This window comes from Ruegeria sp. J8, assembly GCF_056531925.1.
In genome coordinates this window covers 418,925-444,233 of record NZ_JBQFMR010000001.1, presented here as the reverse complement: position 1 = coordinate 444,233, position 25,309 = coordinate 418,925, and the positions used below count along the sequence as shown (strand labels likewise).

The following is a 25,309-nucleotide window of genomic DNA, read 5'->3' as shown; positions in this document are numbered from 1 at the left end:
TATCCGTGCCGCCCGTAGCTTAGTAAGGGGTAGGTACTGATCCCCCGAGGGCACATGAGCCAATCAACCCGCACCGTTTTGCGCAACCAGCTGCATCAGGCTTTGGCCGCGATAAAGGATGCATGGCGGGTGATGCGGCGGCGCGGACCCAGCCAGTTTCAGTTCTGGCTGATCGCGCTTGTGATCGGGATCGCAGCCGGGTTCATGGCGCTTGGATTTCGCAAGGCGATCCGCGCCTTGCAAGCCTGGGTCTATGATACGGAAAACATCCTGCTGCTCCACAGCCATGCCGAGATGTTGCCCTGGTTCATGATCCTTATCACCCCCATCATCGGGGGGCTAATCGTGGGGATCATCCTGCACAGGTTCACCGATGACGGGCGGGTGCGCTCGGTCGCGGACGTGATCGAAGGAGCGGCGCTGACCGATGGTCGGGTCGAGCGGAAGGCCGGAGTCGCGTCTCTGTTTGCCTCGCTGATCACGCTTAGCACTGGTGGCTCGTCGGGGCGAGAAGGGCCAGTTGTGCACATGGCCGGGGTGATCTCGACCTGGGTCAGTAATCGTATCCATGCCGACGGGATCACCGGTCGTGACTTGCTGGGCTGCGCGGTGGCGGCGGCGGTTTCAGCCAGCTTCAACTCACCCATCGCCGGCGCATTGTTTGCGCTCGAGGTCGTGCTGCGGCACTTTGCTGTGCATGCGTTTGCGCCCATCGTGATTGCTTCGGTTGCGGGGACGGTGATCAACCGGCTGGAATATGGCGACGTGACCGAGTTTACTTTGGACACGCCCGGAACGCTGCAATTCTATGTGGAACTGCCCGCCTTTTTGATCCTGGGCCTTGTGTGCGGGCTGGTGGCGTTGCTGCTGATGCGATCGATCTTTTTCGCTGAGGATATCGGCAACCATATCCAAAACCGCCTATCCCTTCCGGGATGGCTGCGCCCTGCGGTGTCAGGGGCGATGCTGGGTCTGATTGCGATCTGGTTTCCCCATATCATTGGCGTTGGATATGAGACCACGATCCGCGCTTTGGCCGGGGATCTGACTTTGTCTGCCGCGATCCTGTTTGCCGTTATCAAAACTGTCGCCTTGGCGATCACAATGGGCGGACGTATGGGCGGAGGGGTCTTTTCGCCCTCATTGATGGTAGGAGCATTAACCGGGTTGGCCTTTGGCTGGATTGCTACGGGGGTGTTGCCGGATGTGTCGGGGACACCGTCGCTTTATGCTTTTGCCGGGATGGGCGCGGTGGCTGCTGCTGTGTTGGGCGCGCCGATCTCGACCACGTTGATTGTGTTTGAATTGACCGGTGAATGGCAGATCGGACTGGCGGTGATGGTCTCGGTCTCGATGTCCACCGCACTGGCCTCGCGCCTTGTGGACCGGTCATTCTTCCTGACACAGTTGGAACGCCGTGACGTGCATCTGGCCGCGGGGCCACAGGCCTATCTGCTGGCGATGCTGCGGGCGGGGGCGGTGATGCGCCCGATTGGCGATCCGCGCTCGATCACCAGGGAAGAGGCGCAGGCGCTGATCCAACAAGGCCTTTGTGTCAAGGCCAGCGCCACGCTTGAGGCGGCGATGCCCTATTTCGACCGGGACGACATTCCCTGTATCCCGGTCGTGATCATTGACGAAGACGGCTGCGAAAACCCGGTCGGCGCGCTGTTTCACATTGATGCGCTGAAAGCCTATAACCGCGCGCTGGCTGCCACGGCGGCCGAGGAACATTCCTAGCCGCGATAGACCGTCGCTGTGTCACCCAGATAATTGTCCCACGCAAACCAGTACGAGATATGTCCGGCCACGCGCGGCAATTCTGTGCCGTCTGGCCCGACCAGCGCCTCTTCGGTCAGGCGCCACTTTCCGCCCTTCTGGTCGACCAGCCCACCATCTGACGCGGTAAAGCGGTTGGACTTGCGCTCATAGGCGCGAACGGCGCGTTTGTCGGGGTTGCCGATCAGCACCAAGGGCCGGTTGGCAATCGCGTCATTGATCACCCGCGTGTTGCTGAACGCATCCAGCGGCCATGCGCGCGCCGCACCGAACTGGCGGATGGCGAAGACATAGTCCTTCTGCCGGTGCTGCGACTGATCGACCAGCGCCGGAAACATCAACTCGGACGAGGCGAAATAGTCGCGATATACCACACCCGACCCATAGTTGCGCCGGTGGCCGGTGCTGAGCGACAGAACCTGGGTCTTGGGATGCGACGTCTTCCAGCTTTGCCATGTGGTGATGACCACAGGGCGCTGTTTCAACTCGATCCCGCTGTCGACCAGAGGGCCGACGACCGGTTTGCCGGTGTATTGGTTCCACAACGAATGGGTCTCGCGGTCAAACATCAGCTTGTTCGAACGGTACAGGAAGCCCGATGAACCAAAGACAAAGGGCTTCCGCCGTCCTTCAACCTGAGTTTCAAACAAGATGCCCGACCCGCAGAGCGTACAATAGGCCAGTGCGACCGGGACGCCTCCGATCACTTCGTTGAACATTTCGTGCCAGCCCATGATGCGCAGCGGATAGGCGCGCTCATCCCCGTTGATCGAAACACCAAAGACCAGATCGCCGTCCTTCAGATAATCCGCATCCGAGGCAGAGATCAGCTTGGGATTGTCCAACGAAGGGATGCCGTCCTTTTGAACACCGCCCCATGTGATTTCTTCCAACCGGATCTTCATCTTGTCGCGTTGCAGATATTCGGGCCGCAGGAAATCGTCGAAATTCTGGTCGATGCCCAGCAACACTTCGCGCTTGAACGGGATAAGCGAGGGGTGAGGCACGACTTGCGGGTTCTTTTCCTGCCAGATCATCCAGTCGAACCAGTCGGTACCAATATCTTCGCCGGTGAGGGTGCGCATGACCTGGGTGATGTCATCGCTGCGGCGACGGCCATAGCGCATGGCGGTCAGCAGGGCGGGCACGACGTCAGGGCTGCCGCGCTCGACCAGAAATTTCATGCTTTTCTCGAAATCCGTGCGACTGCTGTAAAGCGTGGACCGAACCGCGTCCAGCACAGGGTCCGTTTGCGCAGACAGGGCACCGGGCATGGCTGTTGCGGCCCCAAGTAATCCTACAAAATTGCGGCGCGTTATTGACATTGCATCCTCCGGCTGATGATCGCGCGTATTCTGCCTTGCCGCGACCTAAAATGCATTCAACAGGCGCGTGAACCGGGCGTGAGCGGCCGCTTCCTTGATCGAAAACCGGTTTTGTCGGTAAGATTACGGAAAGCGACCCGGTTTCGATTTGAGAAATACAACCTGATTATTTCCGGGTTTTTGGTGAATTGACGACGCAGAAGTTTGCGCCACCTGATACGACTGATCTGATTTTGTGCCTAAACTCATATAGTTGGAGGCAATACGCGAGTGAATTTGAAGAACCTCTCTTTGCGGGTCCCCGTGGCCCCTAACGCACACGTGCGTTGGTTCCGCGATAGTGTGTGCAACCCCTGCTTGTTGTCCGGTCCCTTTGCTGGTGCGCGATGAGTAAGTCCACAGTGATCAGCCCCATCGGCAGAAATTTGCTTGTGATCTTGGGCGGTTGCCCGGTTTCTGTTCCGGGCTGTGATTGTGGTTTGCACCGCTGGGGGCAAGCAGATGCGCGTGTTTGATGTTGCCGTCATAGGGGCGGGACCCGCCGCCTACGCCGCGCTGACCGCAATGCGCGGGCAGGCTTTATCTATAGCGGTCATAACCGGAGCAACCAAACGCTCCAATGTCGAAGGTCCGCCCAAAATTGTTTCGGTCGCCTATGAGCGCCAACAACCTGCGCACCTGACGGAACGCACCGTTGTGTCCGAGGGAGCACCACCACTGTTTTCTTCAGCCGAGATTGGGGGATTGGCCAATTATTGGGGCAAGCAGTTGCAGCTCTATGACAGCGGTGATCCCTGGGGCGACGGCCCTTTTCTTGAAAGCTGGAAGGATTACAGCGCCGCCTGCGATACGGTGCAGGCCGACCTCGAAATAACTGGCGGTGTCCGGCGAGAGCGTTTGGACAACGGATTTGAAAAAAGCGCTCCACGGTTGTTGACTGGAACCGCGCAGGCACCGGGGTCCGGGCTTGATGCCATGGCCCTGGCATTCAAGGCGCGTCTGAATGAGCTTGAGCAAGCCGAACCTATTGATGGGCGGGTGCATCGGATTGAGGCCCGCGAGGGGCTGGTCTCAATAGAACTGGACGGAGGCAATGTGCTTCAGGCACGCTGTGTCTTTCTGGCGGCAGGTGTGTGGGGCACAGCCAGCTTGCTGATGCGCAGCGTATCGCAACTCAACCGACTAATGTTTCGCGACCACGCGCCCTATACGATCAACTGCTTTCGACTGGATCGCGCTTTGGGCTCGGCCCGCAGCTACGCGGATCGGGGGAATTTCAATGCGCTGACGTTGAAACACAAGGTGGATGGGCGCTGTGATATGTTCGCCTCAGTCTACGCGGTGTCACAAGCGCCGATCAGTTTGTTGACGGCCACTTTCGGACTGGGGCCGCATCTGAGGGGCAAGCGCATCGGTCGCCTGATCGACTTCGTCCAACCCGTTCGGATATGGACCCCCAGAACACAGGTTCAATTGCGCTATGATCTGCACCATACAACGGTCGAAGCTGTTCGACTACCTGACCCTGACGGTGACACGCAGCTGCAGCGCCTGTTGGATTGGCTGTCAGCGCATAGGGTGCGCCACACGCTTGGGACAACTGCACCGGGTCAAGGGTTCCACTACCACGACCTGACTTTCGGCCCGAAAGAAGACCCAGTCGATGATGTGGTGCGATCGGCATTTAGCGGTTTAGTTCGGGTTGTCGACGCCTCATGTTTGCAAAGGATCGGATGCCCTCCGCATACATTGACGTCGATGGCACAAGCTTTTGCACGGGTACGGCACGACCTTCAGGCAAACCAAGCAATGCGGAGGGCGATTTAGCCCGGTCGTCCTAAATTTGTTCGACCTTGACCGACTCGAGGCGATAGAACGCGATGTGATCCTTGATCTCGGCCACGGCTTGGATTGGGTCCTCATAGCTCCAAGCCGCGTTTTCTGTAGTTGAGGACTTATTGACGATCGAGAAATGCGTGGCGTCGCCCTTATGCGGGCAATGGGTGCTTTTGTCCGTGCGGTCCAGAAAGGCCATGGCGATATCGCTGCGGGGGAAGTAGATGACCGGTTCCAAATCACCTTCCAGCAGTTCAAGCGCATTGGTGGTTTCGCCCAAAATGGCACCGCCCGAACGTACGCTCCACTTGCCAGACGCTTTGCTAATGGTGATCTCGGTCATAGATATTCCTTCCCCTTAAGTTGTTTCGGGCCTCTCCTCTGCCCTGTGAGTGTGACAGTCTTGTGTCAGATCGGCGCGGTTGCGGCATCCAACCACAGTTGCGCGGCTGGGCCCAGCCTGGGTCGGATTTTTTCCGTAACGTCGCGGTGATAGGCGTTCAGCCAGTCGCGCTCAGCCGCGCTGAGCATTTCGACCACAATCAACCGACGGTCGATGGGCACAAATGTCAGCGTTCGCCAGTTCAACATCGCCCGCTCGTCGTCGCCACCGGGTAGGGCAGGGGCCTCTTGCACCACCACGAGGTTTTCGATGCGGATGCCAAAAGCCCCTTCGCGGTAATAGCCCGGCTCGTTTGACAGGATCATGCCCGGCTTCAACGGCACATGGCTGACGCGCGACAGGCGCTGAGGGCCCTCGTGCACGCTTAGATACGCGCCCACGCCGTGGCCGACGCCATGGTTGAAATCCTGCCCCGCCGCCCACAAGGGCGTTCGCGCCACGCATTCGATATCTCGTCCGGCCAAGCCCACGGGCCAGCGCAGCATCGACATGTCGATCATGCCTTTTAGAACGCGGGTAAAGCAGGCTTTCTCTTCGTTCCCAACCTCGCCAATGGCAATGGTCCGGGTGATATCGGTGGTGCCATCAAGATACTGACCGCCGCTGTCCAGAACCAGAATATGGCCGTTTTCCAGCAGGGTATCGGTTTCTTCGGTCACGCGGTAATGCATGATCGCCCCATTGGGACCGGTGCCCGCGATGGTGTCGAACGAGATATCCTGAAGCGCGTTGTCCTTGCGGCGGTTGTCCTCCAGCCGCGTCACCACCTGCGTTTCGGTCACACTGCCGGGGTGCTGCGCGTCCAGCCAGCACAATGTCTCGACTACTGCAACGGCATCGCGCAGATGCGCCTCGGCGCTGCCCGCGATCTCGGCTGGGTTCTTGCAGGCTTTGGGCAGGGCACAGGGATCGCCAGCATCTATGGCTTTGTCCTGCAATGTATCTGCCACGATCTGCGGCAGCGTTCCCAAATCGACCTGTACCGGCCCCTCCAGCGCGGCAACAGCGTCAAGAAACGCCTCGGGCGCGCGTAGCCGAACCTGAGGCTCCAAGGGCGCAGACAGTTTCTCTGCCGCCATGAACAGATCGACACCTCCATCTGCATGCAAAATGGCAAACCCATGGGCCACGGGGTTATATCCGATATCCGAGCCACGTACGTTCAGCAGCCACATGATCGAATCCGGTAAAGTGATCACGGCTGCCCCACATCCCGCGTCACGCAGTGCGGCGGCCAACCGAGCGATCTTGCTGTCCGAGGTCTCGCCCGCAAATTCAAGCGGGTGCTCCTTGACTGGGTTCATCGGCGGGGTAGGCTGATCGTCCCAAATGCTGTCAACCAGATTGGCAGAACGCACCAGCTCAATCCCGGTACCTGCCAGATCCTTTTGCGCGCTGGCGATCTGAGCCGCCGCGTGCAGCCAGGGATCGAACCCCACCTTGCCACCTTGGGGCAACTGATCCTTCAACCACGCGCTCAGGGTGGTTTCGGGCCAGTTGACCGGAGTATATTCCGGCGCGACCTGTGCCTTGACCTGCGTGCGATAGCGCCCATCGACGAACACCCCGGCGACATCGGTCAACGCAACACAAAACCCGGCCGATCCTGTGAAGCCTGTCAACCACGCCAAACGCTCATCCCGAGGGGCCACATATTCGCCCTGATGCGCATCCGAGCGAGGGACCAAAAACCCGTCCAATCCAGCCTGAGCCATCTCTGTGCGCAAAGCGGCCAACCGGGGTGGCCCTTGTTGGGGGCGCGCGGTTACGGCAAAGGATTGGAACATTTATTACCTCATCACTTCAGGGCCGCGCCCTTTGATTTATGACAACGACAGGCCAAAGCCGCGTTCAACCGACCTTGCGCATACCCATCACACGGGCGCGCGCCCTTGGGTCATTGTCGAAGAGGGCGGCAAGCTGTTCGGTCATTGCACCGGCAAGCTGTTCGACATCGGTAATCGTGACGGCACGGTCATAATACCGTGTCACGTCATGGCCGATCCCGATGGCCAGCAGTTCGACCATATTGCGCTTTTCCACCATGGCGATGACGTCGCGCAGATGCTTTTCCAGATAGTTCGCCGGGTTCACGCTGAGCGTTGAATCATCAACCGGCGCCCCGTCCGAGATCACCATCAGGATCTTGCGCTGTTCGCGCCGCATCATCATCCGGCGATGGGCCCATTCCAGCGCTTCGCCGTCGATGTTTTCCTTCAGCAGGCCTTCTTTCATCATTAGGCCCAGATTTGGGCGCGCTCGCCGCCAGGGCGCATCAGCTCCCTTGTAGATGATGTGGCGCAGATCGTTCAAACGCCCCGGCTGCTGCGGGCGACCGTCGTTCAACCACGCCTCACGTGCCTGCCCACCCTTCCATGCACGGGTGGTAAAGCCCAGAATCTCGACCTTGACGTTGCAGCGTTCCAGCGTCCGCGCCAGAACATCGGCACAGATCGCAGCGATTGAGATCGGACGCCCGCGCATCGAGCCGGAGTTATCCAGCAGCAACGTCACCACGGTGTCGCGGAACTCTGTGTCCTTTTCCATCTTGAAGCTCAGCGGCGTGGTCGGATTCGCCACCACCCGAGCCAAACGACTGGCGTCCAGAATGCCTTCTTCCAGATCGAATTCCCAACTGCGGTTCTGTTGCGCCTGAAGGCGGCGCTGCAACTTGTTGGCCAGCCGGCTCACTGCGCCCTTTAGCGGCTCTAGCTGTTGATCCAGATAAGCGCGCAACCGTTCCAACTCGGCCGGTTCGGCCAGATCTTCGGCCGCGATCTCCTCGTCATGGGTGTTCAGATAAACCTTATAATCCGGGTCCGCATCCGAAGCTGGCGGTGGCGCCGGGGGCTCCAGCGGAGCCTCCCCTTCGGGCATCTCAGCCTCGTCGCCCATCTCTTCATCAGCCATCTCATCCATCGAGACCTGGGCCTGCGACTGATCCTGCTGCTCTTCCTGGCTCTGTTCCGGCGTGGCGTCAGCGTCCTGCTCGTCTTGTTCATCCTGACCGGTGCTGTCGGGGTCAGGCTGCTCTTCAGCGTCCTCTTCGGCCTGATCTTCCTGCTCGTCATCCAGCTCATCCGGGTCATCGCCCAGCTGGTCACCATAGCCCAGGTCTTTGATCACTTGACGCGCGAATTTGGCAAACTCGGCTTGATCCGAAAGAACCTCACCAATGTTCTCGAGAACGCCACCAGCCTGTTCCTCGATGAACCCGCGCCACAGGTTCATGATGTTTTCCGCCGCCGGAGGCAGATCGCGCCCCGTGGCCAGATGCCGGATCAGATACCCTGCCGCAACCGACAAGGGCGCATCGGCAGGTTGCTTGCATTGGTCATAGCCGCGCCGGATCGCCTCATGCGCGATCTTGACGTCGATATTGCTGGCGGTGCCGGGCATATCGCGCGCGCCCATTGCCTCGCACCGGGCGGTCTCCATTGCTTCGTACAGGTCCCGCGCCATATCCCCTGGAGGCGCATAGCGTGCGTGTGTCGCGTCGTCATGATACCGACGCTGCAAGGCCAAGGCATCCGCCGTGCCGCGTGCCAGCAAGACTTCTTCACGGGTCATGCGGCGGCTGACCTGCGGCAGGCGCATCGCTTCGCCCGACAAGCCCGAGGGGTCAACAGTGTAGGAAACGCTCAACTCCGGATCGTCGGCCATGACCTTGGTGGCCTCGGCCAAGGCCTTCTTGAACGGATCAGCAGGATTGTCGTTCTTCTGCACCATGTTCGGACGCCCTCTATTCTATGCAAACCCAGAGGCAAAAAGCGCAACGGGATCCACCTTCATATGGCCAAAAATATCCCCGCCGAAGGCATTGCGCCCGATATGGGCGCAATTCTCAGCTTATCCGACACTGGCAGACGCTGCGCTTTCAGGCAATTCCTCGTCAAAACAACGCTGGTAGAACTCAGCAACGGTCTGACGTTCCAATTCGTCACACTTGTTCAGGAACGAAAGGCGGAACGCGTAGCCAACATTGCGGAAAATCTCGGCGTTTTGGGCCCAGTTAATCACTGTCCGCGGGCTCATGACCGTGGACAGATCGCCATTCATGAAAGCGGTCCGGGTCAGGTCAGCCACAGTCACCATCTGGCTGACGATCTTGCGGCCTTCGGCGGTGTTGTAATGCGGAGCCTTCGACAAGACGATCATCGTCTCGGCGTCGTGGCTCAAGTAGTTCAGCGTTGCGACCAAAGACCAGCGGTCCATCTGCGCTTGGTTGATCTGTTGGGTGCCGTGGTAAAGACCGGTGGTGTCGCCCAGGCCAACGGTGTTGGCGGTGGCGAACATGCGGAAATAGCGGTGCGGTGTCAGAATCTCGTTCTGATCCAACAAGGTGAGGCTTCCGTTCGCCTCAAGCACACGCTGAAGTACGAACATGACGTCGGCTCGCCCGGCATCGTATTCGTCGAAGACGATCGCAACCGGGTTGCGCAAAGCCCAGGGCAGGATGCCCTCGCTGAATTCGGTGATCTGAACGCCGTCGCGCAGTTTGATTGCGTCCTTGCCGATCAGGTCGATCCGGCTGATGTGACTGTCGAGGTTGACCCGCACTGCAGGCCAGTTCAGGCGTGCAGCGACCTGTTCAATATGGGTCGACTTACCTGTACCGTGATAGCCTTGGATCATCACCCGGCGGTTATGGGTAAAACCTGCCAAAATCGCGAGGGTCGTGTCGGGATCAAACTTGTAAGTCGAGTCAATCTCGGGAACCCGTTCGGTTGTTTCGTAAAAGCGTTTGACCTGCATATCGGTGTCGATGCCGAACACGTCGCGGACCGAAATCTCTTCTGAAGGATGTGCATTTGCGTCAATCGGCCAATCCATGCCTGTCGTCCTTATCTTGATACCTCAGCCTCGCGCGGGCTTTCGAACCTGTGTGTGGTGCAACATATTCCGTGGAAGGGCAAGGAAAAGCCGCTCGGTTCGTGTGTCCTGCTGGATTTTCCCCAAAAAACGTCGTGATACCCAAATGCACAGATTTCGATTCAAGCCCATGCAATAGGCTGAACGGCTGTTGGAATGCCGAAGATCGGGGCCTTACTCTCCAGTTTTTTGTTTGCCTCAATTCGATGCAGGATCACATTGCTATGTTGTGATATGATTGGCATACTAACCTTATGTTTGGGCAAAACTTGTGTCCGTTGTTGTGTTTAGCGGTAAAGATCTAGATGGCGCTTTCGATAATCGGCCCCTCTTCGCTTTCGATTCCCAGTGGATCGTCCACTGTGATGCAGCAATATTTTGCGACGAAATCTGGAGCATCCTGGAGTGTGGTCGTTTCTGGGACCGGTGGATTAGACCCGATGGATTACACCGTTTCGATTTCATCAAGCGGAGTTTTGACTGTCGAGCTAACCGAAGGGGCCGTTATCCCACCGAACACGTCACTCACTCTTGAAATATTCGCTTCGACAGGACCCGGAAATGGAAACAACGACTCGCTCATTGTCACAGTTGCGCTGCCGGCAGGTACAGTTCCCTGTTTCGTAAAAGGCACTTTGATTGAGACCGAACATGGTCCTTGTCTCGTCGAAGACCTTGTTGTTGGGGACAAAGTCCGAACATCAAGCGGTGAACTATTGCCCATAGTATGGATTGGCCAAAAAACCCTTGGCGCAGAAGTATTGAAACGAACCCCCCATATGCGCCCGGTTTGCATTCAAGAAGGATCATTCGGAGACGGCTTACCGAACCGCGACTTGTACGTCTCACCACAGCATCGCATTGTTTTGGAGGGATGGCGTGCTGAACTGCTCTACGGAGAACCTCAGGTATTCGCAGCGGCCATTCATCTGGTCAACGACAAGACCATACGTCAGGTGCAATTGGATGAGCCTGTTACGTACTTTCACGTCGCATGTAGTCGCCACACGATCCTGACATCGAACGGTTTGCCAACAGAAAGCCTGTTTCTGGGCGAAATCGCTTTAATGTCATTCGATCGTGAAGACGTGCAGGAACTGGTGTCGCTGTTCCCAGAACTCCGTAGTGATGCTTTCGGATGGAAGCAAACGCGCATACGCTGCTTGAAACGTCAGGAAGCACAAGCGTTAAAGGCGTCTCTAAGTGCATAGAGGCGTTACTTGAAATTCCGGCTGTCCTTGATCTGATCCCAGGCCCAGACGACCTCTTGCAACTGTTCTTCCTGGCTGCGGTCACCACCGTTCATGTCGGGGTGCAGCACCTTGATCAGTTTCTTGTAGGCTTTACGCACCTCGGCCTTGGACCAGCTGTCATTGGCTTCAAGGATTTCAATCGCGCGGCGCTCGGTTGGGGGTAGGCGGCGGCCACCTGTGCCCGCGGTGCGGCCTTTGTTCTGCGTGCCATTGGCGCCCAGAACCTGATGCGGGTCTTCGATGCCCAGACGGGCCCAGGCGCGCGCCTCGGGGTCACCCATGGGTTTGGTTTCACGCTCCCAAACCTTGTCCTTCGAGCGTTGCGCATTCATCTCGGCTTCAGTCGTGCCGTCGAAGAAATTCCATTTCTGGTTATATTCGCGCACGTGCTGCTGGCAGAACCAGAAGAAATCGTCCAGCACATCCGGCGCTTTGGGTGCGCGAAACTTGCCCGCCTCTTCACAGCCTTCATGATCGCAGATTCGCACCGATGTCTCAGACGCGCCCGACATCCCCCGACGCCCGCGCGGGTTCTTTTTCTTGGCGCTGGAGACGGACATATCGAATCCGAAAGGGTCTGATTTCGTCATGCTGTGATCCTTAAGAACGCATCTTCTCGACTCGGAGGCAGCAGTTTAGTCTAAGCAGCCGAAAGTAGAAGAGGGGAGGCGGTAAAATTTTTGCCGCTGAGCATAAAAATGACCGTGACCGACGAAATCCGCACCGCCTTGCAATCCGCCTTTGACCCGCATGAGCTGGAGGTGGTGGATGACAGCGAAAGCCACCGGGGCCATGCGGGCTTTCAGGAAGGCGGCGAGAGCCATTTCAACGTCCGCATCCGCGCCGCCGCGTTCGAAGGCCAATCCCGCGTCGCCCGCCACCGCGCCGTTCACAAGGCGCTGGGGGACATCGTGCCGCGTATCCATGCGCTGGCGCTGGATATCGGGGTGTGAAAGCGCCAAGATGGCGGAAACCGAGGTGAACATGGACGGATCGCAAACAAAAGTGACACTCGAATCCACTCTGACCTGCCCGTCTTGCGGGCATGTCGAAACGGAAACCATGCCCACAGATGCGTGCCAGTGGTTCTATGAATGCAAGTCCTGTCAAGCCGTGCTGAAACCGTTGGACGGCGACTGCTGCGTCTTTTGTTCTTACGCGACAGTGCCCTGCCCACCGATCCAAGAGGGCAATTCCTGCTGCGCGTAAGTGTGTCTCAGGGTTTTTCCTGCGGTTCTGGGGCGGCTTCCGAGCCTTTCAACGACAGCGGCGGCTCTTTCACCTCTTCCGCAATCGGGGCCGGGGCCACGACCATTTCGGGGCCCGGAACAGGCTGGGCCAAGGGGACGCCTTCGGGTGTTTCCGTCGGGCCGCGGGTAGAGACGAAACTTGGTTCGATTTCGCGCCGGAACACCAGAACATTGCGCCAGTTCACGGTTGAGCCAGTCAGACCCGTTCGTTCCTCGCTGGGCAGTAACTCCGCACGCTGATATTCCCAGCCGTCCTGCCCCATCTGGTTGAGCACCTGTTCGACCGAGGCCGCAAACCGGTCCTCGGCGGTTTTGGCCCCTTTGGCCTTGCCGCTTTTCTGCGGGGCGGGGACGACTTTGTATTCGTAGCGCGGCATCGGATCTTCCTACCTGTTCGTTCCCGGCAATCTAGCATTTTGAGGCCATTGGGAAAGTCTCCTTCGCGTGGTGCCCGGCTTGTGTTGCCCGGACACAGCGCAAAAGAAAGGCGGCAGTGGGTATGCCCTCTGCCGCCCTTTCATCAATTTCTGTAGATTTAACCGCCCAGCTTCTTGGCAACCAGCTCGTTCACGGCCTTGGGGTTGGCTTTGCCGCCGGTGGCTTTCATCACCTGACCAACGAACCAGCCCGCCAGTTTCGGGTTCACCTTGGCCTTTTCAACCTGCGCGGGGTTGGCGGCGATGATCTCGTCCAAAGCAGCCTCGATCGCACCGGTATCGGTGACTTGCTTCATACCGCGTTCTTCCACGATCTGCGCGGGGTCGCCGCCTCCGGTATAAACGATCTCGAAAAGATCCTTGGCGATCTTGCCCGAGATGGCATCCGATGAAATCAGATCAATGATCCCACCCAACTGCGCCGGAGACACCGGGCTGTCGGTGATGTCGTGATCTTCTTTTTTCAGGCGGCCAAACAGTTCGTTGATAACCCAGTTCGCGGCCAGCTTGCCGTTGCGGCCTTTTGCGACCTCTTCGAAATAGGCGGCGCTTTCCACTTCGGCGGTCAGGACAGAGGCGTCATAGTCGGTCAGGCCGAATGCCTCAATGAACCGCGCCTTTTTGGCGTCGGGCAGTTCGGGCAATTTGGCGGCAATGTCGTCGACCCAGCCTTGTTCAATTTCCAGTGGCAGCAGGTCGGGATCGGGGAAATAGCGGTAATCATGCGCCTCTTCCTTGGACCGCATCGAGCGTGTCTCACCCTTGTCCGGGTCATAGAGGCGGGTCTCCTGCTCTACTTCCCCACCAGCTTCAACGATGGCGATCTGACGACGGGCTTCGACCTCAATCGCTTGCTGGATAAAACGCATCGAGTTCATGTTCTTGATCTCGCACCGCGTGCCCAGATGCGAGAAGTCCTGCGTTTCCTGATACTTCTCATACGCGCCCGGCAAACAGATCGAGACGTTCACGTCCGCCCGCAGGTTGCCGTTCTGCATGTTGCCGTCGCAGGTGCCCAGATAACGCATGATCTGGCGCAGCTTGGCGATATAGGCGGCGGCCTCTTCGGGGCCACGGATGTCGGGGCGCGACACGATCTCCATCAGGCAGACGCCCGTCCGGTTCAGATCGACAAAGGACATATGCGGGTCCATGTCATGGATGGATTTGCCCGCGTCCTGCTCCATATGGATGCGTTCGATGCGGACCTTTCGCGCGGTGCCGTCGCCCATTTCGACCAGCACTTCGCCTTCTCCCACGATGGGGTGGTACAGCTGGGAAATCTGGTAGCCCTGCGGCAGGTCGGGGTAGAAATAGTTCTTGCGGTCAAAGGCTGATTTCAGATTGATATCCGCCTTCAGACCCAGCCCGGTGCGCACCGCTTGTTCAACGCAATATTCGTTGATGACCGGCAGCATTCCAGGCATCGCCGCGTCCACGAAGGCCACGTTTGAATTGGGTTCGGCTCCGAATTGTGTCGATGCGCCCGAGAAAAGCTTGGCGTTGGATGAGACCTGAGCGTGCACCTCCATCCCGATGACCAGCTCCCAATCGTGCTTGGCCCCGGCAATGGTTTTGATTTTGGGCATTTCATATGTCAGGTCGAGCATGGCGCGCCTCTATTTCCGCAGAAGTCTAAGCCTGCGTATTAGGCGTGCCACGCCAAAGGGGCAAGGGGGAATCAGTGGCTGGACAGGCGCGGGCCCGAGGGGGTGAAGGTCACATCCATGCCCTTGCGCAGTTCTTCGCTGAACAGGTTGCCAATCGCACGCAGCGCGTCACGGTGGCCGCGTGCGGCAAACCGCTCGGTCGAGTTGATGCGCACAGCGTTGTTGAACCCGTTTGCGGCATGGGCCCAGACCAGCGGGTGCAGCTCGGTCAGGTGGTCAAGGATCAGCCAGTTCGCAGCCTCGTGGATTTGCGCGCGTACGGCGTCGGCTTGGGCGTTCTGGCCCTGACCTTTTTTGATCGTGATGGCGCAATAGGCGGCCAGCATGTTGACCATTTCCTGATCGGGGCGGTGGCGCAGAATGTCGCGAAGACCTTGCAGGAAATATTCGACATCCAACCGTGCACAGGCTTCGTCATCCAAGACGATGGCGTCGAATTGGGCCCAGGTATACCCGCCTGCGCCCCAGATATCATGGGTGCGTGCGGCATTGCGCAGGGCTTGCACCTCAAGCTCTTCGTAGCTGCCGAACCAGCGCGGCAGCAGATTCGTGCCCATAGCGCGCATGTGGCGCTGGTTATGCGGGTCCAGCGTGATCAGGCGTTCGTATTTGTCGGCCACGCGGACGCGCGTCTTGCGCTGCCCCGCCAGCAGAGCGCAATCGGCAGCTGCGACAAGGGGGCTGTCCGGCGCCGCTTCGCGACAAGCAGGCAGGATCGCCGCAGCCCGGTCGAAATGCGCAGCACAGCGCGATTGATGCAGCGGCGGCAGTTTGGCCTCGGTGGCCGTGCCACGCCACGCCCATGCGATGTCGATATGCGCCAGCGCAACCACCAGCGCGATCATCGGATCACCGGCGTTTTCGCGCATTTCGTCTTCCAACTCTGAGATACCGCCCAGCAGGTCATAGTCCCGCACTTCTTTCAGGTCGGACAGGGCATGTTCGACGGCCAGAACCACATCTGCCCGGGCCCCGAAGGCCAGCAGATCGGCAATCGGCATCCCGTCCGGGGCAGACGTGCGCGCCTCATCCGCTGCTTTCATTTCCTGCGACAAAACCGTCCACAGGCCCTGACGCGCCAGATGGCGGCCCCGCTCGATCGCATCGCGACCAGCGATGTCGTCCTCGCGGGCATCGGCCAGCGGGATGTTCACTTGCCCCCGATTCGGGAACACGGATGCGACATCTGCTGACAGATGCAAATCTGCTGGCATTTCGGGGACAAGGGCGCTGGGCGCAGTGGATCGGAAAAACCGCAACATGGTGAAACTCGGTAACTGTAAAAACTGGCAACCGCTGAACTGTCGCCGCGAATTGATTCAAATTCAAGATTTTGGGCCTGTTTTGCCCATAATTTGGGAACAATGGGGTCTTGAGATGGGGATTATGCCTAGAAAACCGTAAAGTGATGACGCTTTACCCGAAGCCCCGCTTGCTGCAAAAGCCGCTCGAATTCCCGGTGCGGAGGGGTCGATTCATCGGGCAGGCGAATCTTTTTCTCGGACCTGAGCACAAGTGAAACGCGCACGCTGAAGTCCCAGCGGGTGTCCATGCGCACGTGGTCGATATCGGCCAGATTGACCTCGGCCTGACGCGCGCCGGTGAACCAGCTGATCCGGTCCGGACCCAAGGTCAGACCGGCGCTGGTGCCGCGCGCAAAATCCCACAGCGCGGGCAGGGTGGTCAGCGCCAACAGCGCCATCAGCCACCACGCCGCATCAAACAGGATCACCAGGGCAATCAGTACCCCATACACGCAGAGCAGGATCGCCAAAACGCGCGGCGTCCTGTTCTGACGTGTGAACGTGTAAGGCGTCATGCGCCTAGAATGCGCGAGACCATCTCGGTCGTGTCCCGCGACAGATCGGGTGTTTCTGCGATGCGGGTTAACTGCGCGCGGATCAGAGTCTGACGGTCGGTGTCATAGCGTTTCCACGTTTGGAAGGCCGAGCACATCCGTGCCGTCGTCTGCGGGTTCACCGGGTCCAGTTGGATCAACCAGTCCGCCAGCAAGGCATAGCCCGCCCCATCGGCCCGGTGGAATCCGGCATGGTTCATCGCCAACGCTCCCATGACGGCGCGGAAGCGGTTGGGGTTTTTCCAGTTGAAATCCGGATGCTCTGTCAGGTTGCGCGCCACATCCGCCGTCGCCTCTGGTGCCGCCATCGAGACTTGCAGTCCAAACCACTTGTCCATCACCAGCCGGTCATGTTGCCACTGGTCATAGAATGCGGCCAGCTCAGCCTGTCCCTTGCCTGCGCGCAGAAGGCAGGACAGGGCCGTCAGTTGCAGGGTCATATTGTCGGCGGCTTTGTATTCCTCGGCGGCCTTGGCACCGCCGTCCAGTCGTGAGGTCAACGCCAAAGCGGCCCCGCCCAAGGCGCGTTTGCCCGATTGATCGGCATCAGGGCTGTACGGAGCATCAATCACGGTCTCGCTGTGCAAACGCGGCAGCAGGTCCTGTACGTGCTGTGCAGTGACCTGCCGCAGCGTCTCGACGGCGGTCCAGATTGCCATTGGATCGGGTGTTAAGCCTTTCTCGTGCAACGCGGCAGCCAGTTCAGATTGTGTCGGAAGGCCCAACACCAAAGCGCGGTAGGCCGGGTCCAGATCACCATCGCGCAGCACAGCCAGAAGGCCATCCAGATAGTCCGCATCGGGGGCTGCATCGGACTGAATCATGTTCAACAGCGTGTCTTCGGCCAGCGAGCGCCCGGCTTGCCAGCGGTTGAACGCGTCTGTGTCATGGGCCAACAAAAAGGCGCGTTCGGCGTTGTCTTGATCCTGTTCCAGAATAACCGGGGCTGAGAAATCCCTCAGCACCGAGGCTGTCGGTTTGGCTGCCAGCCCGGTGAAGGTAAAGCTCTGGCTGGCTTCGGTCAGTTCCAGCACCTCAGTCGCACGGACCTCATCGCCATTCGGGCCCAGAAGGCCAACGGCTACCGGGATCACCTGCGGTAGCTTTTCGTCCTGACCTGGCGTGGGGTCGGTGCGCTGCGAAAGGGTCAGGGTGTAGGTGCCGTCTGCCCATTCTTCGGCAACCGACACGCGCGGAGTGCCGGATTGACAGTACCAGCGTTTGAATTGGCTCAGATCGCGGATGGTCGTATCCTCGAATACCTTGATCCAGTCTTCGATCGTGCAGGCTTGCCCGTCATGCCGATCGAAAAACAAGTCCAGCGCCTTGACATAGGCTTCATCACCCACCAGCCGCTTCAGCATACCGATGATTTCGGCACCTTTTTCATAAACGGTGGCGGTGTAGAAATTGTTGATCTCTTGAAAGCTCTCGGGCCGTACGGGATGCGAGAGCGGACCGTTATCTTCGGGGAATTGCCGCGCGCGCAGGTCGATAGCGTCGTGGATGCGTTTCACCGGGGCCGAGCGCATGTCGGATGTGAATTGCGCATCGCGGAAGACCGTAAGACCTTCTTTCAGACAAAGCTGGAACCAGTCGCGGCAGGTGATGCGATTGCCGGTCCAGTTGTGGAAATACTCATGCGCGATGATCGCTTCTATCCGCTCGAAATTCATATCGGTCGAGGTCTCGGGGCTGGCCAGCACGGCCGAGGAGTTGAAGATGTTTAGCCCCTTATTCTCCATCGCGCCCATGTTGAAATCATCCACGGCCACAATGTTGAACACGTCCAAATCGTATTCGCGGCCATAAACGTCCTCGTCCCATTTCATAGACTTTTTCAGCGCCTCCATGCCAAAGGCGCATTTGCCCTCGTCACCGGGGCGGACCCAGAGGTTCAGCTCGACATCGCGCCCGGACATGGTGGTGAACTGGCCCGGATGCGAGATCAACTCGCCCGCGACCAGAGCGAACAGATAGGCAGGCTTGGGCCAAGGGTCGGTCCATTCGGCCCAGCCTTCGCCTTTGCCGCTTGGGTTGCCGTTGGACAGCAGCACGGGCAAATCGCCGTTGATGCGCACGGTGAAGGTGGACATCACATCGGGGCGGTCGGGATAATAGGTGATCTTGCGGAACCCTTCCGCCTCGCACTGGGTGCAATACATCCCGTTTGACATATAGAGCCCCTCAAGCGCGGTGTTGTTGCCGGGGTCAATCTCAACCTCGGCCTCCCAGATGAAGGGCGCGTCAGGGGCGGGCGCGGTCAGGCCCTTATCGGTCACCTCGGGCGCGATCTGCACCCCGTCAATGCAGGCGCGGATCAGGTTCAGTTCTTCGCCGTGCAGGAAGAATGTGCGGTCCGTGGCATCGGGGTTGGGGCGGAAAGCAATGCGCGATGTTACGCGGGTGGCGTGCGCTGCCAGATCGAAGGTTAGATGCACGCTGTCCACAAGATAACCAAAGGGCGTGTAGTCTTTCAGATAGATCGTCGTAGGGGCAGCGTCGCGCATCGGGGCCTCGCATCGGTTGGAGTTTGAGGCGACGTTATGGTCTGTGGCAATGGGCTGCAAGCCGTGTCGCGGATGGGGCGGATCCCAGGTAACGCGATTTTGGTAAGATTTTTTTACCAGAACGCAACGGCAGACGTTGCCTATCGGAAACTTACGCTCTAAATGCTGGCGGTATGCAGTGGCGTACATTGGCAGGAGGAACAAAATGACCAGCAGACAGACACGCAGCGGGCTTCAAGTCGACCCAGTTCTGGCCGACTTCATCGAAGGTAGGGCTCTGCCGGGAACCGGTGTCACCGCTCAGACATTCTGGGATGGTCTGTCGCGGATGGTGTCCGAACTTGGGCCCAAGAACCGCGCGTTTCTTGCCAAGCGCGAAGAGATTCAGGGCCAGCTGGACGCATGGCATGTTGACCGTAAAGGTCAGGACCATGACGCCGAAGCCTATCAGGGGTTTCTGCGCGAGATCGGCTATTTGGTCGAAGAAGGTGATGACTTTCAAATCGAAACCGCCAATGTCGATCCTGAGATTGCCTCGATCCCCGGCCCGCAACTGGTCGTGCCGATAACTAATGCCCGGTTTGCGCTGAACGCCGCCAACGCGCGTTGGGGTAGTCTGTATGATGCTCTGTACGGCACGGACGCAATGGGCGATCTGCCCGCCGCGGGAGGGTATGACGAAGCACGCGGTGCGCGTGTGATTGCATGGGCCAAAAGCTTTTTGGATGACGCGGTGCCGCTGGCTGCAGGCTCGTGGGCCGATGTGTCCAATCTGCACGTCGAAGACGGTGCGCTGGTACCCGCGCTGGCCGACGCTTCGGCATTTGTTGGCTTTGGCGGTGAGGCCGGGAAGCCCGATTTCGTTCTGCTGAAGAACAACGGGCTGCATGTGAAAATCGTCGTCGATGCCTCTAGTAATATTGGCGCGACCGACCCGGCGGGGATTGCGGATGTACATATGGAATCGGCGCTGTCCACGATTATGGACTGCGAGGACTCGGTCGCCTGTGTGGATGGAGAAGACAAGGTCGTGGCCTATAGCAACTGGCTGGGCCTGATGAAAGGCGATCTGGCTGAGGAGGTGACCAAAGGAGGCACCACCTTTACCCGGAAACTGGCCGATGATCTGACCTATACCACCGCAGGCGGCGAACAGGACGTGCTGAAAGGCCGTTCGCTGATGCTGATCCGCAATGTGGGCCATTTGATGACTAACCCGGCCGTTCTGGATGGTGATGGTAATGAGATCGGTGAGGGCCTGCTGGATGCGCTCTGTACCACGCTGATTGCGATGCATGACCTGCAGCGCGAGGGCGGGAATTCGGTCAAGGGCTCGGTCTATGTGGTCAAGCCCAAGATGCACGGGCCAGCCGAAGTCGCGTTCGCGGTTGAGATTTTCGACATGGTCGAAGACATCCTCGGCCTGCCGCGCAACACCGTCAAGCTGGGTATCATGGATGAGGAACGCCGTACCTCGGTCAACCTCAAGGAATGCATCCGTGCTGCGAGATCGCGTGTGGCCTTTATCAACACTGGTTTCCTGGACCGTACGGGCGATGAGATCCATACCTCGATCGAGGCAGGACCGATGCTGCCCAAGGGTGACATGAAGGTGACACCGTGGATTGCGTCCTATGAGGACCGCAATGTCGATATCGGTCTGACCTGCGGTCTGAAAGGCAAGGCGCAGATCGGTAAGGGCATGTGGGCGATGCCTGACCGGATGAGGGATATGCTGGATCAGAAGATCGGACACCCGAAATCGGGCGCGACCTGCGCCTGGGTGCCGTCCCCAACCGCGGCGACGCTTCATGCAACGCATTACCACAAGGTCGATGTTCTGGCCCGTCAGGACGAACTGGCCGCAGGCGGTGCACGCGGTACACTGGATGATCTGCTGACCGTGCCGCTGCTGGGCGGCCGCAACCTGAGCGAGGACGAGATCTCCGTCGAGATCGAGAACAACGCGCAGGGTATTCTGGGCTATGTCGTGCGTTGGGTCGATCAGGGCGTAGGCTGTTCGAAAGTGCCGGATATCAACGATATCGGGTTGATGGAGGATCGGGCAACTTGCCGGATTTCATCTCAGGCGCTGGCCAACTGGCTGCATCATGATGTCGTCAGTGAAGTACAGGTGATGGCTGCGATGCAGAAAATGGCGGCCGTGGTGGATCGTCAAAATGAAGGCGACCCCAGCTACCGCCCGATGGCACCCGGCTTCGATGGTGTGGCGTTCCAAGCAGCTTGCGATCTGGTTTTCAAAGGTCGGGTTCAGCCTTCGGGTTACACCGAGCCGGTTCTGCACGCCCGCCGTTTGGAGTTGAAAGCGAGCTTGGGTTGAACAGATAGGGTCGGGACGAGGGAGCTGTCTGCCCCCTCCCGCTCCCCCGAGGATATTGTTAGCCAGATGAAAGGGATCAGGCATGGCTGTTACGTTGCGCAAGGCGCGTACGATTGTGCGCAAGGCTTTGGAAAAGGGCCGCGAATTGGAACTGAAACCTCTGTCGGTTGTTGTTCTGGACGCCGGTGGTCATGTGATCGCGTTTGAACGCGAAGATGGTGCCGCGCCCGGTCGTTTTGCGATTGCACAGGGCAAGGCCTATGGCTCGGTCATGCTAGGCATGGCCGGCACCGCGCAGATGGCGCGGGCCGAGGCGCAAGCTTATTTCATGGCTGCTGTTAACGGTGTCTATGGGGGTCAGGTTGTGCCGGTTCCGGGCGGCGTGTTGCTGCGCGACAAGAAAGGCGCCGTGATCGGTGCTGTTGGCGTGACCGGTGACACCTCGGACAATGATGCGATCGCGGCGATGGCCGGGATCGAGGCTGCTGGTCTGACCGGCGAGATCTGATGCATTGGTCAGAGAGTCTGCGGGCTCTCTGACCCTTTGGCGTGTGTGAAGCGCCTGACAAATGGGCATTTGTCCCCATCACAACACCCATGTGCATAGCTGAACAAGTGCCTGCGCTGATACACAGGGGTTGTGCCATTGCGCGCGGCGGGCGTGGCGGCTAGCTTTCCCTGAACACGGAACAAATCAGGAAAGCAGAATGTCTCGACCCATCGTCGGTATCATCGGCAACTCATATTTGATGAACGACCAATACCCGACCCATACGGGTGGGACGATGAATTCGGACGCAGTGGCCAATGTCTCGGACTGTCTGCCGATGCTAATCCCGGCGGACCCGCGCTATGTGTCGGTCGAGGAATTGCTGGAGGTGTGTGACGGGTTTCTGTTGACCGGCGCGCGTCCCAATGTTCACCCCGAGGAATACGGCGAAGCCGCGACGGATGCGCACGGAGAATTTGACCGGGCACGGGATGCAATTGCGCTGCCATTGGTGCGGGCCTGCGTAGAGCGGGGCCAACCGTTCTTTGGCATTTGCCGCGGCTTTCAGGAGGTCAATGTGGCGATGGGCGGGACGCTCTATCCAGAAATCCGCGATCTTCCGGGGCGTATGAATCACCGGATGCCGCCCGATGGCACGTTGGAAGAGAAGTTTGCCCTGCGCCACATCGTGACCCTGTCTGACGGTGGCGTATTTCACCGCCTGATGGGTGCACATGAAGTGATGACGAACTCGCTTCACGGTCAGGGGATCAAAACCGTAGGCCATCGCATCGTTGTTGATGGGTATGCGCCCGATGGTACGCCCGAAGCGATCTATGTGCAGGACGCGCCGGGGTTCACGCTGTCGGTGCAGTGGCATCCGGAGTGGGACGCGGAAAACGACCCGGTCTCGCGCCCGCTGTTCGAGGCGTTCGGGGCAGCCGTGCATGCATGGTCGGAAGGATCAGGTGCGCGGTTGGTTCAACAAAGCGCATAAAATGTACGCCGGTCCGGGAGAGAAGGACCAGACCGGCGCATCGTGATCAAACCAGCAGATTGAACTGATTGATCAGCGGTAGTGCGCGCGCACGCTCGCCCGTCAGGTCGAATAGGGCGTTGCCGAGCGCAGGCATTGAAGGGGGCGTTCCGGGCTCACCCACGCCGCCAAGGTGACGGTTGGTTTCCAGAATGCGCACCTCGGTCGCGGGCGCGTTGTGCATCCGCAGGGCGTCGTAGTCGGGGAAGTTGTATTGCTCGACCTCGCCCTCGGCAAAGGTGATCTCACCCATCACGGCGGCCGACAGACCATAGATCATGCCGCCGAACATCTGGGCCTCTACCGTGCCGGGGTCCAGCGCAAGGCCGACGTCACAGGCGATCCAGGCTTTGGCGATGCGGATGGTGCCGTCTTCGTCAACCACTTCGATCACCTGCGCGACTGGCGTGCCAAAGCTGTAAGTCATCGCGACACCACGCCCGACACCGTCGGGAGTTTTGCCGGTCCAACCCGACATCTCTTTGACCGCTTGTAGTACACCGGCCGAGGGGGCGTGCTCGTCATTCGCCAGTTCCAGCCTGAAATCCAGTGGGTCGCGACCGGCGGCGTGGGCCATTTCGTCCATGAATGTCTCGTGGAAAAACCCGTTATGGCTGTTGCCGACCGAGCGCCAGAACCCTACTGGCACGCTGAGATCCGCAATATGGCCACTGATGCGGTAGTTGGGGACGGCGTAGGGCTGGTTGAACAGTCCTTCGACCAGCACCTTGTCGGGTCCGGCACCGGGCAGGCCGGTATAACGCTCAACCGCCTGCTGGGTGCAGGACTGCGCGGCGACCTTGCCGTCGATCAGAACGGCCTGACCGTCCTTGACCGCGCCGCGCATTCGGGCAATCGCGCCGGGACGGTAGTAGTCATGGCGCATGTCTTCTTCGCGGCTCCAAGTGGTCTGGACCGGGACGCCGGGCATGGCCATCGCAACCTTGGTCGCGATTTCAGCAAAGTCCAGCTCTCCGCGCCGGCCAAAGCCGCCGCCCAAATAGGAGGTGTGGATCTCGACCGCGTCCTTGTCCAGGTTGGCGGTGTTTGCTGCACGCGCCAGCAGTAGGGTGGGAGCTTGATTGCCACACCACAGATCCAGCTTGGTGCCGGTGAACAGCGCAGTGGCGTTCATCGGTTCCATCGTGGAATGCGCCAGGTAGGGCACCGTGTATTCGGCGCTGATTTCCGTCGCACCTTCGGGCAGGACATCCACATCGCCATCATCGCGCATTGTCGAGTTCGGAGCGTCGTCGAACGCCTCGGCGATCTTGGCGAACAAACCGTCAGTTTCAGGCGGATAGGGCGCGTCGCCCCAATCCACATCAATGGCCTCGACCGCTTGAATGGCCAACCAGGTGTTGTTGGCGATGACGGCGACACCATTGCCCAGATCGACCACCTGTTCTACACCGGGCATGGTTTTGGCGGCGCTGTCATCAAAGCCGTTCATCACGCCGCCCAGTTTCGGGTTCATCCGGACCGAGGCGAATTTCAAACCCTCAGGGCGCACGTCGATGCCGAACTCGGCGGTGCCGGTGGACTTGCCCAGCACATCAACGCGCGGCAGGTTTCGTCCTAACAGACGCCAATCCGACGGGTCGCGCAGACCGACATGGGGTGGCTCAATCTGCCCGGCAGCTTCGGCCAGTTCCGTATACGGCAGGCGCGTGCCGTCAGGCGCGATCACCGCACCACCTTCGGTCTTCAGCTGAGTGCGATCAACGCCCAACCGATCCGCCGCCGCCTGTTTCAGCGTTTCGCGCGCGGTGGCCCCGGCTTCGCGCATCCGCTCGAATCCGTCCTTCATCGAGGTCGATCCGCCCGTGACCTGCAGACTGAGGCTGCGGCCAATCACGCCCAAGGCCTCGCCCAGATTGTGCTGGAAATCGGAGATGTCATAGCCCTTGTTCGGCAGCCCTTCGCCCAGCAGAGCGTTGTTGTAATAGGCTGCTGCAGCCGGGCCGTGCAGAACGCGGATATCGTCCAGCTCCACATCCAGCTCTTCTGCGATCAAGGCGGCCCAAGTGGTCATCACGCCCTGTCCCATCTCGGCGCGCGGCGCGAACAGTGTCACACCTTGCTGGTCGATCAGGACAAACGGGCTGAGCGCCGTTTCACCATCGCCGGGTTTCAGCGGGTTGGCGGCGGGGCGACTCACGTAATAGGCACCAAAGGCCACGCCGCCAACAATAGCGGCTGATCCGATCAGGAAGGTGCGGCGCAGGATTTTACCAACAGATGCCATG

General features: G+C 59.3%; 20 protein-coding genes. 8 read left to right on the top strand and 12 right to left on the bottom strand.

Annotation, left to right across the window (positions count from 1 at the left end; all coding sequences use genetic code 11):
* Positions 1-54: 54 nt before the first annotated feature.
* On the top strand, positions 55-1,740 hold the full coding sequence (locus ACR0L1_RS02030) for a chloride channel protein (RefSeq protein WP_480856891.1): 1,686 nt from the start codon (positions 55-57) through the stop codon (positions 1,738-1,740).
* Here the strand turns inward: ACR0L1_RS02030 and ACR0L1_RS02025 are convergent.
* Entirely contained in the window at positions 1,737-3,104 is a 1,368-nt protein-coding gene (locus tag ACR0L1_RS02025) for a DUF3179 domain-containing protein (protein ID WP_480503156.1), read from the bottom strand. The genes ACR0L1_RS02030 and ACR0L1_RS02025 overlap by 4 nt on opposite strands.
* Positions 3,105-3,605: 501 nt before the next feature.
* On the opposite strand from ACR0L1_RS02025, the gene ACR0L1_RS02020 reads away from it, so the two are divergent.
* Positions 3,606-4,931, top strand: a complete 1,326-nt coding sequence (locus ACR0L1_RS02020; RefSeq protein WP_480503154.1) for a hypothetical protein — start codon at positions 3,606-3,608, stop codon at positions 4,929-4,931.
* A 10-nt stretch (positions 4,932-4,941) separates the two neighbouring features.
* Here ACR0L1_RS02020 and ACR0L1_RS02015 read toward each other — a convergent pair whose 3' ends face one another.
* The 4 genes from ACR0L1_RS02015 to cobS all read right to left on the bottom strand — a co-directional run bounded on the left by ACR0L1_RS02015 (position 4,942) and on the right by cobS (position 10,176).
* The gene (locus ACR0L1_RS02015; protein WP_170784145.1) at positions 4,942-5,283 is read right to left on the bottom strand and encodes a DUF427 domain-containing protein; all 342 of its coding nucleotides are present in this window, start codon (positions 5,281-5,283) and stop codon (positions 4,942-4,944) included.
* A 65-nt stretch (positions 5,284-5,348) separates the two neighbouring features.
* Positions 5,349-7,130, bottom strand: coding sequence for an aminopeptidase P family protein (locus ACR0L1_RS02010; RefSeq protein ID WP_480856888.1), 1,782 nt, complete (start codon positions 7,128-7,130; stop codon positions 5,349-5,351).
* Between the two features lie 64 nt (positions 7,131-7,194).
* On the bottom strand, positions 7,195-9,072 hold the full coding sequence (gene cobT / locus ACR0L1_RS02005; RefSeq protein WP_480549448.1) for a cobaltochelatase subunit CobT: 1,878 nt from the start codon (positions 9,070-9,072) through the stop codon (positions 7,195-7,197).
* 120 nt (positions 9,073-9,192) lie between these two features.
* Entirely contained in the window at positions 9,193-10,176 is a 984-nt protein-coding gene (gene cobS, locus ACR0L1_RS02000; protein ID WP_480856886.1) for a cobaltochelatase subunit CobS, read from the bottom strand.
* Positions 10,177-10,520: 344 nt separating this feature from the next.
* Between cobS and ACR0L1_RS01995 the strand changes: the two genes are divergently transcribed.
* On the top strand, positions 10,521-11,426 hold the full coding sequence (locus ACR0L1_RS01995; RefSeq protein WP_480506594.1) for a Hint domain-containing protein: 906 nt from the start codon (positions 10,521-10,523) through the stop codon (positions 11,424-11,426).
* Between the two features lie 5 nt (positions 11,427-11,431).
* Here ACR0L1_RS01995 and ACR0L1_RS01990 read toward each other — a convergent pair whose 3' ends face one another.
* Positions 11,432-12,058 carry a J domain-containing protein gene (locus tag ACR0L1_RS01990; RefSeq protein WP_170769233.1) on the bottom strand — a complete coding sequence of 209 codons (627 nt, stop codon included), beginning with the start codon at positions 12,056-12,058 and terminating at the stop codon, positions 11,432-11,434.
* A gap of 108 nt (positions 12,059-12,166) precedes the next feature.
* Here ACR0L1_RS01990 and ACR0L1_RS01985 point away from each other — a divergent pair, with 108 nt between their 5' ends.
* The gene (locus ACR0L1_RS01985) at positions 12,167-12,421 is read left to right on the top strand and encodes a BolA family protein (protein ID WP_170753030.1); all 255 of its coding nucleotides are present in this window, start codon (positions 12,167-12,169) and stop codon (positions 12,419-12,421) included.
* Positions 12,393-12,677, top strand: a complete 285-nt coding sequence (locus tag ACR0L1_RS01980) for a GDCCVxC domain-containing (seleno)protein (RefSeq protein ID WP_480503150.1) — start codon at positions 12,393-12,395, stop codon at positions 12,675-12,677. Before ACR0L1_RS01985 ends, ACR0L1_RS01980 begins: the two co-directional genes overlap by 29 nt.
* Positions 12,678-12,684: 7 nt before the next feature.
* Here the strand turns inward: ACR0L1_RS01980 and ACR0L1_RS01975 are convergent, their stop codons facing one another.
* The 5 genes from ACR0L1_RS01975 to pepN all read right to left on the bottom strand — a co-directional run bounded on the left by ACR0L1_RS01975 (position 12,685) and on the right by pepN (position 19,193).
* Entirely contained in the window at positions 12,685-13,095 is a 411-nt protein-coding gene (locus ACR0L1_RS01975) for a DUF4177 domain-containing protein (protein WP_170784154.1), read from the bottom strand.
* A gap of 158 nt (positions 13,096-13,253) precedes the next feature.
* Entirely contained in the window at positions 13,254-14,765 is a 1,512-nt protein-coding gene (gene gatB, locus ACR0L1_RS01970) for an Asp-tRNA(Asn)/Glu-tRNA(Gln) amidotransferase subunit GatB (RefSeq protein WP_480856883.1), read from the bottom strand.
* 71 nt (positions 14,766-14,836) lie between these two features.
* Positions 14,837-16,087, bottom strand: a complete 1,251-nt coding sequence (locus ACR0L1_RS01965; protein WP_480856881.1) for a hypothetical protein — start codon at positions 16,085-16,087, stop codon at positions 14,837-14,839.
* A gap of 128 nt (positions 16,088-16,215) precedes the next feature.
* The gene (locus tag ACR0L1_RS01960) at positions 16,216-16,644 is read right to left on the bottom strand and encodes a hypothetical protein (RefSeq protein WP_170769236.1); all 429 of its coding nucleotides are present in this window, start codon (positions 16,642-16,644) and stop codon (positions 16,216-16,218) included.
* Entirely contained in the window at positions 16,641-19,193 is a 2,553-nt protein-coding gene (gene pepN / locus ACR0L1_RS01955; protein ID WP_480856879.1) for an aminopeptidase N, read from the bottom strand. The genes ACR0L1_RS01960 and pepN overlap by 4 nt, the downstream gene beginning before the upstream one ends.
* A 205-nt stretch (positions 19,194-19,398) precedes the next feature.
* Here pepN and ACR0L1_RS01950 point away from each other — a divergent pair, with 205 nt between their 5' ends.
* The 3 genes from ACR0L1_RS01950 (at position 19,399) to ACR0L1_RS01940 (ending at position 23,021) form a co-directional block, all read left to right on the top strand.
* Positions 19,399-21,534, top strand: a complete 2,136-nt coding sequence (locus ACR0L1_RS01950) for a malate synthase G (RefSeq protein ID WP_480856877.1) — start codon at positions 19,399-19,401, stop codon at positions 21,532-21,534.
* A gap of 82 nt (positions 21,535-21,616) precedes the next feature.
* Positions 21,617-22,042 carry a GlcG/HbpS family heme-binding protein gene (locus tag ACR0L1_RS01945; RefSeq protein WP_170410912.1) on the top strand — a complete coding sequence of 142 codons (426 nt, stop codon included), beginning with the start codon at positions 21,617-21,619 and terminating at the stop codon, positions 22,040-22,042.
* 199 nt (positions 22,043-22,241) lie between these two features.
* Entirely contained in the window at positions 22,242-23,021 is a 780-nt protein-coding gene (locus tag ACR0L1_RS01940; protein WP_170788346.1) for a gamma-glutamyl-gamma-aminobutyrate hydrolase family protein, read from the top strand.
* Positions 23,022-23,067: 46 nt separating this feature from the next.
* Here ACR0L1_RS01940 and ACR0L1_RS01935 read toward each other — a convergent pair whose 3' ends face one another.
* Positions 23,068-25,308 (bottom strand): xanthine dehydrogenase family protein molybdopterin-binding subunit, encoded by a 2,241-nt coding sequence (locus ACR0L1_RS01935; RefSeq protein WP_480856876.1) that lies wholly within the window; start codon positions 25,306-25,308, stop codon positions 23,068-23,070.
* Position 25,309: the final 1 nt, after the last annotated feature.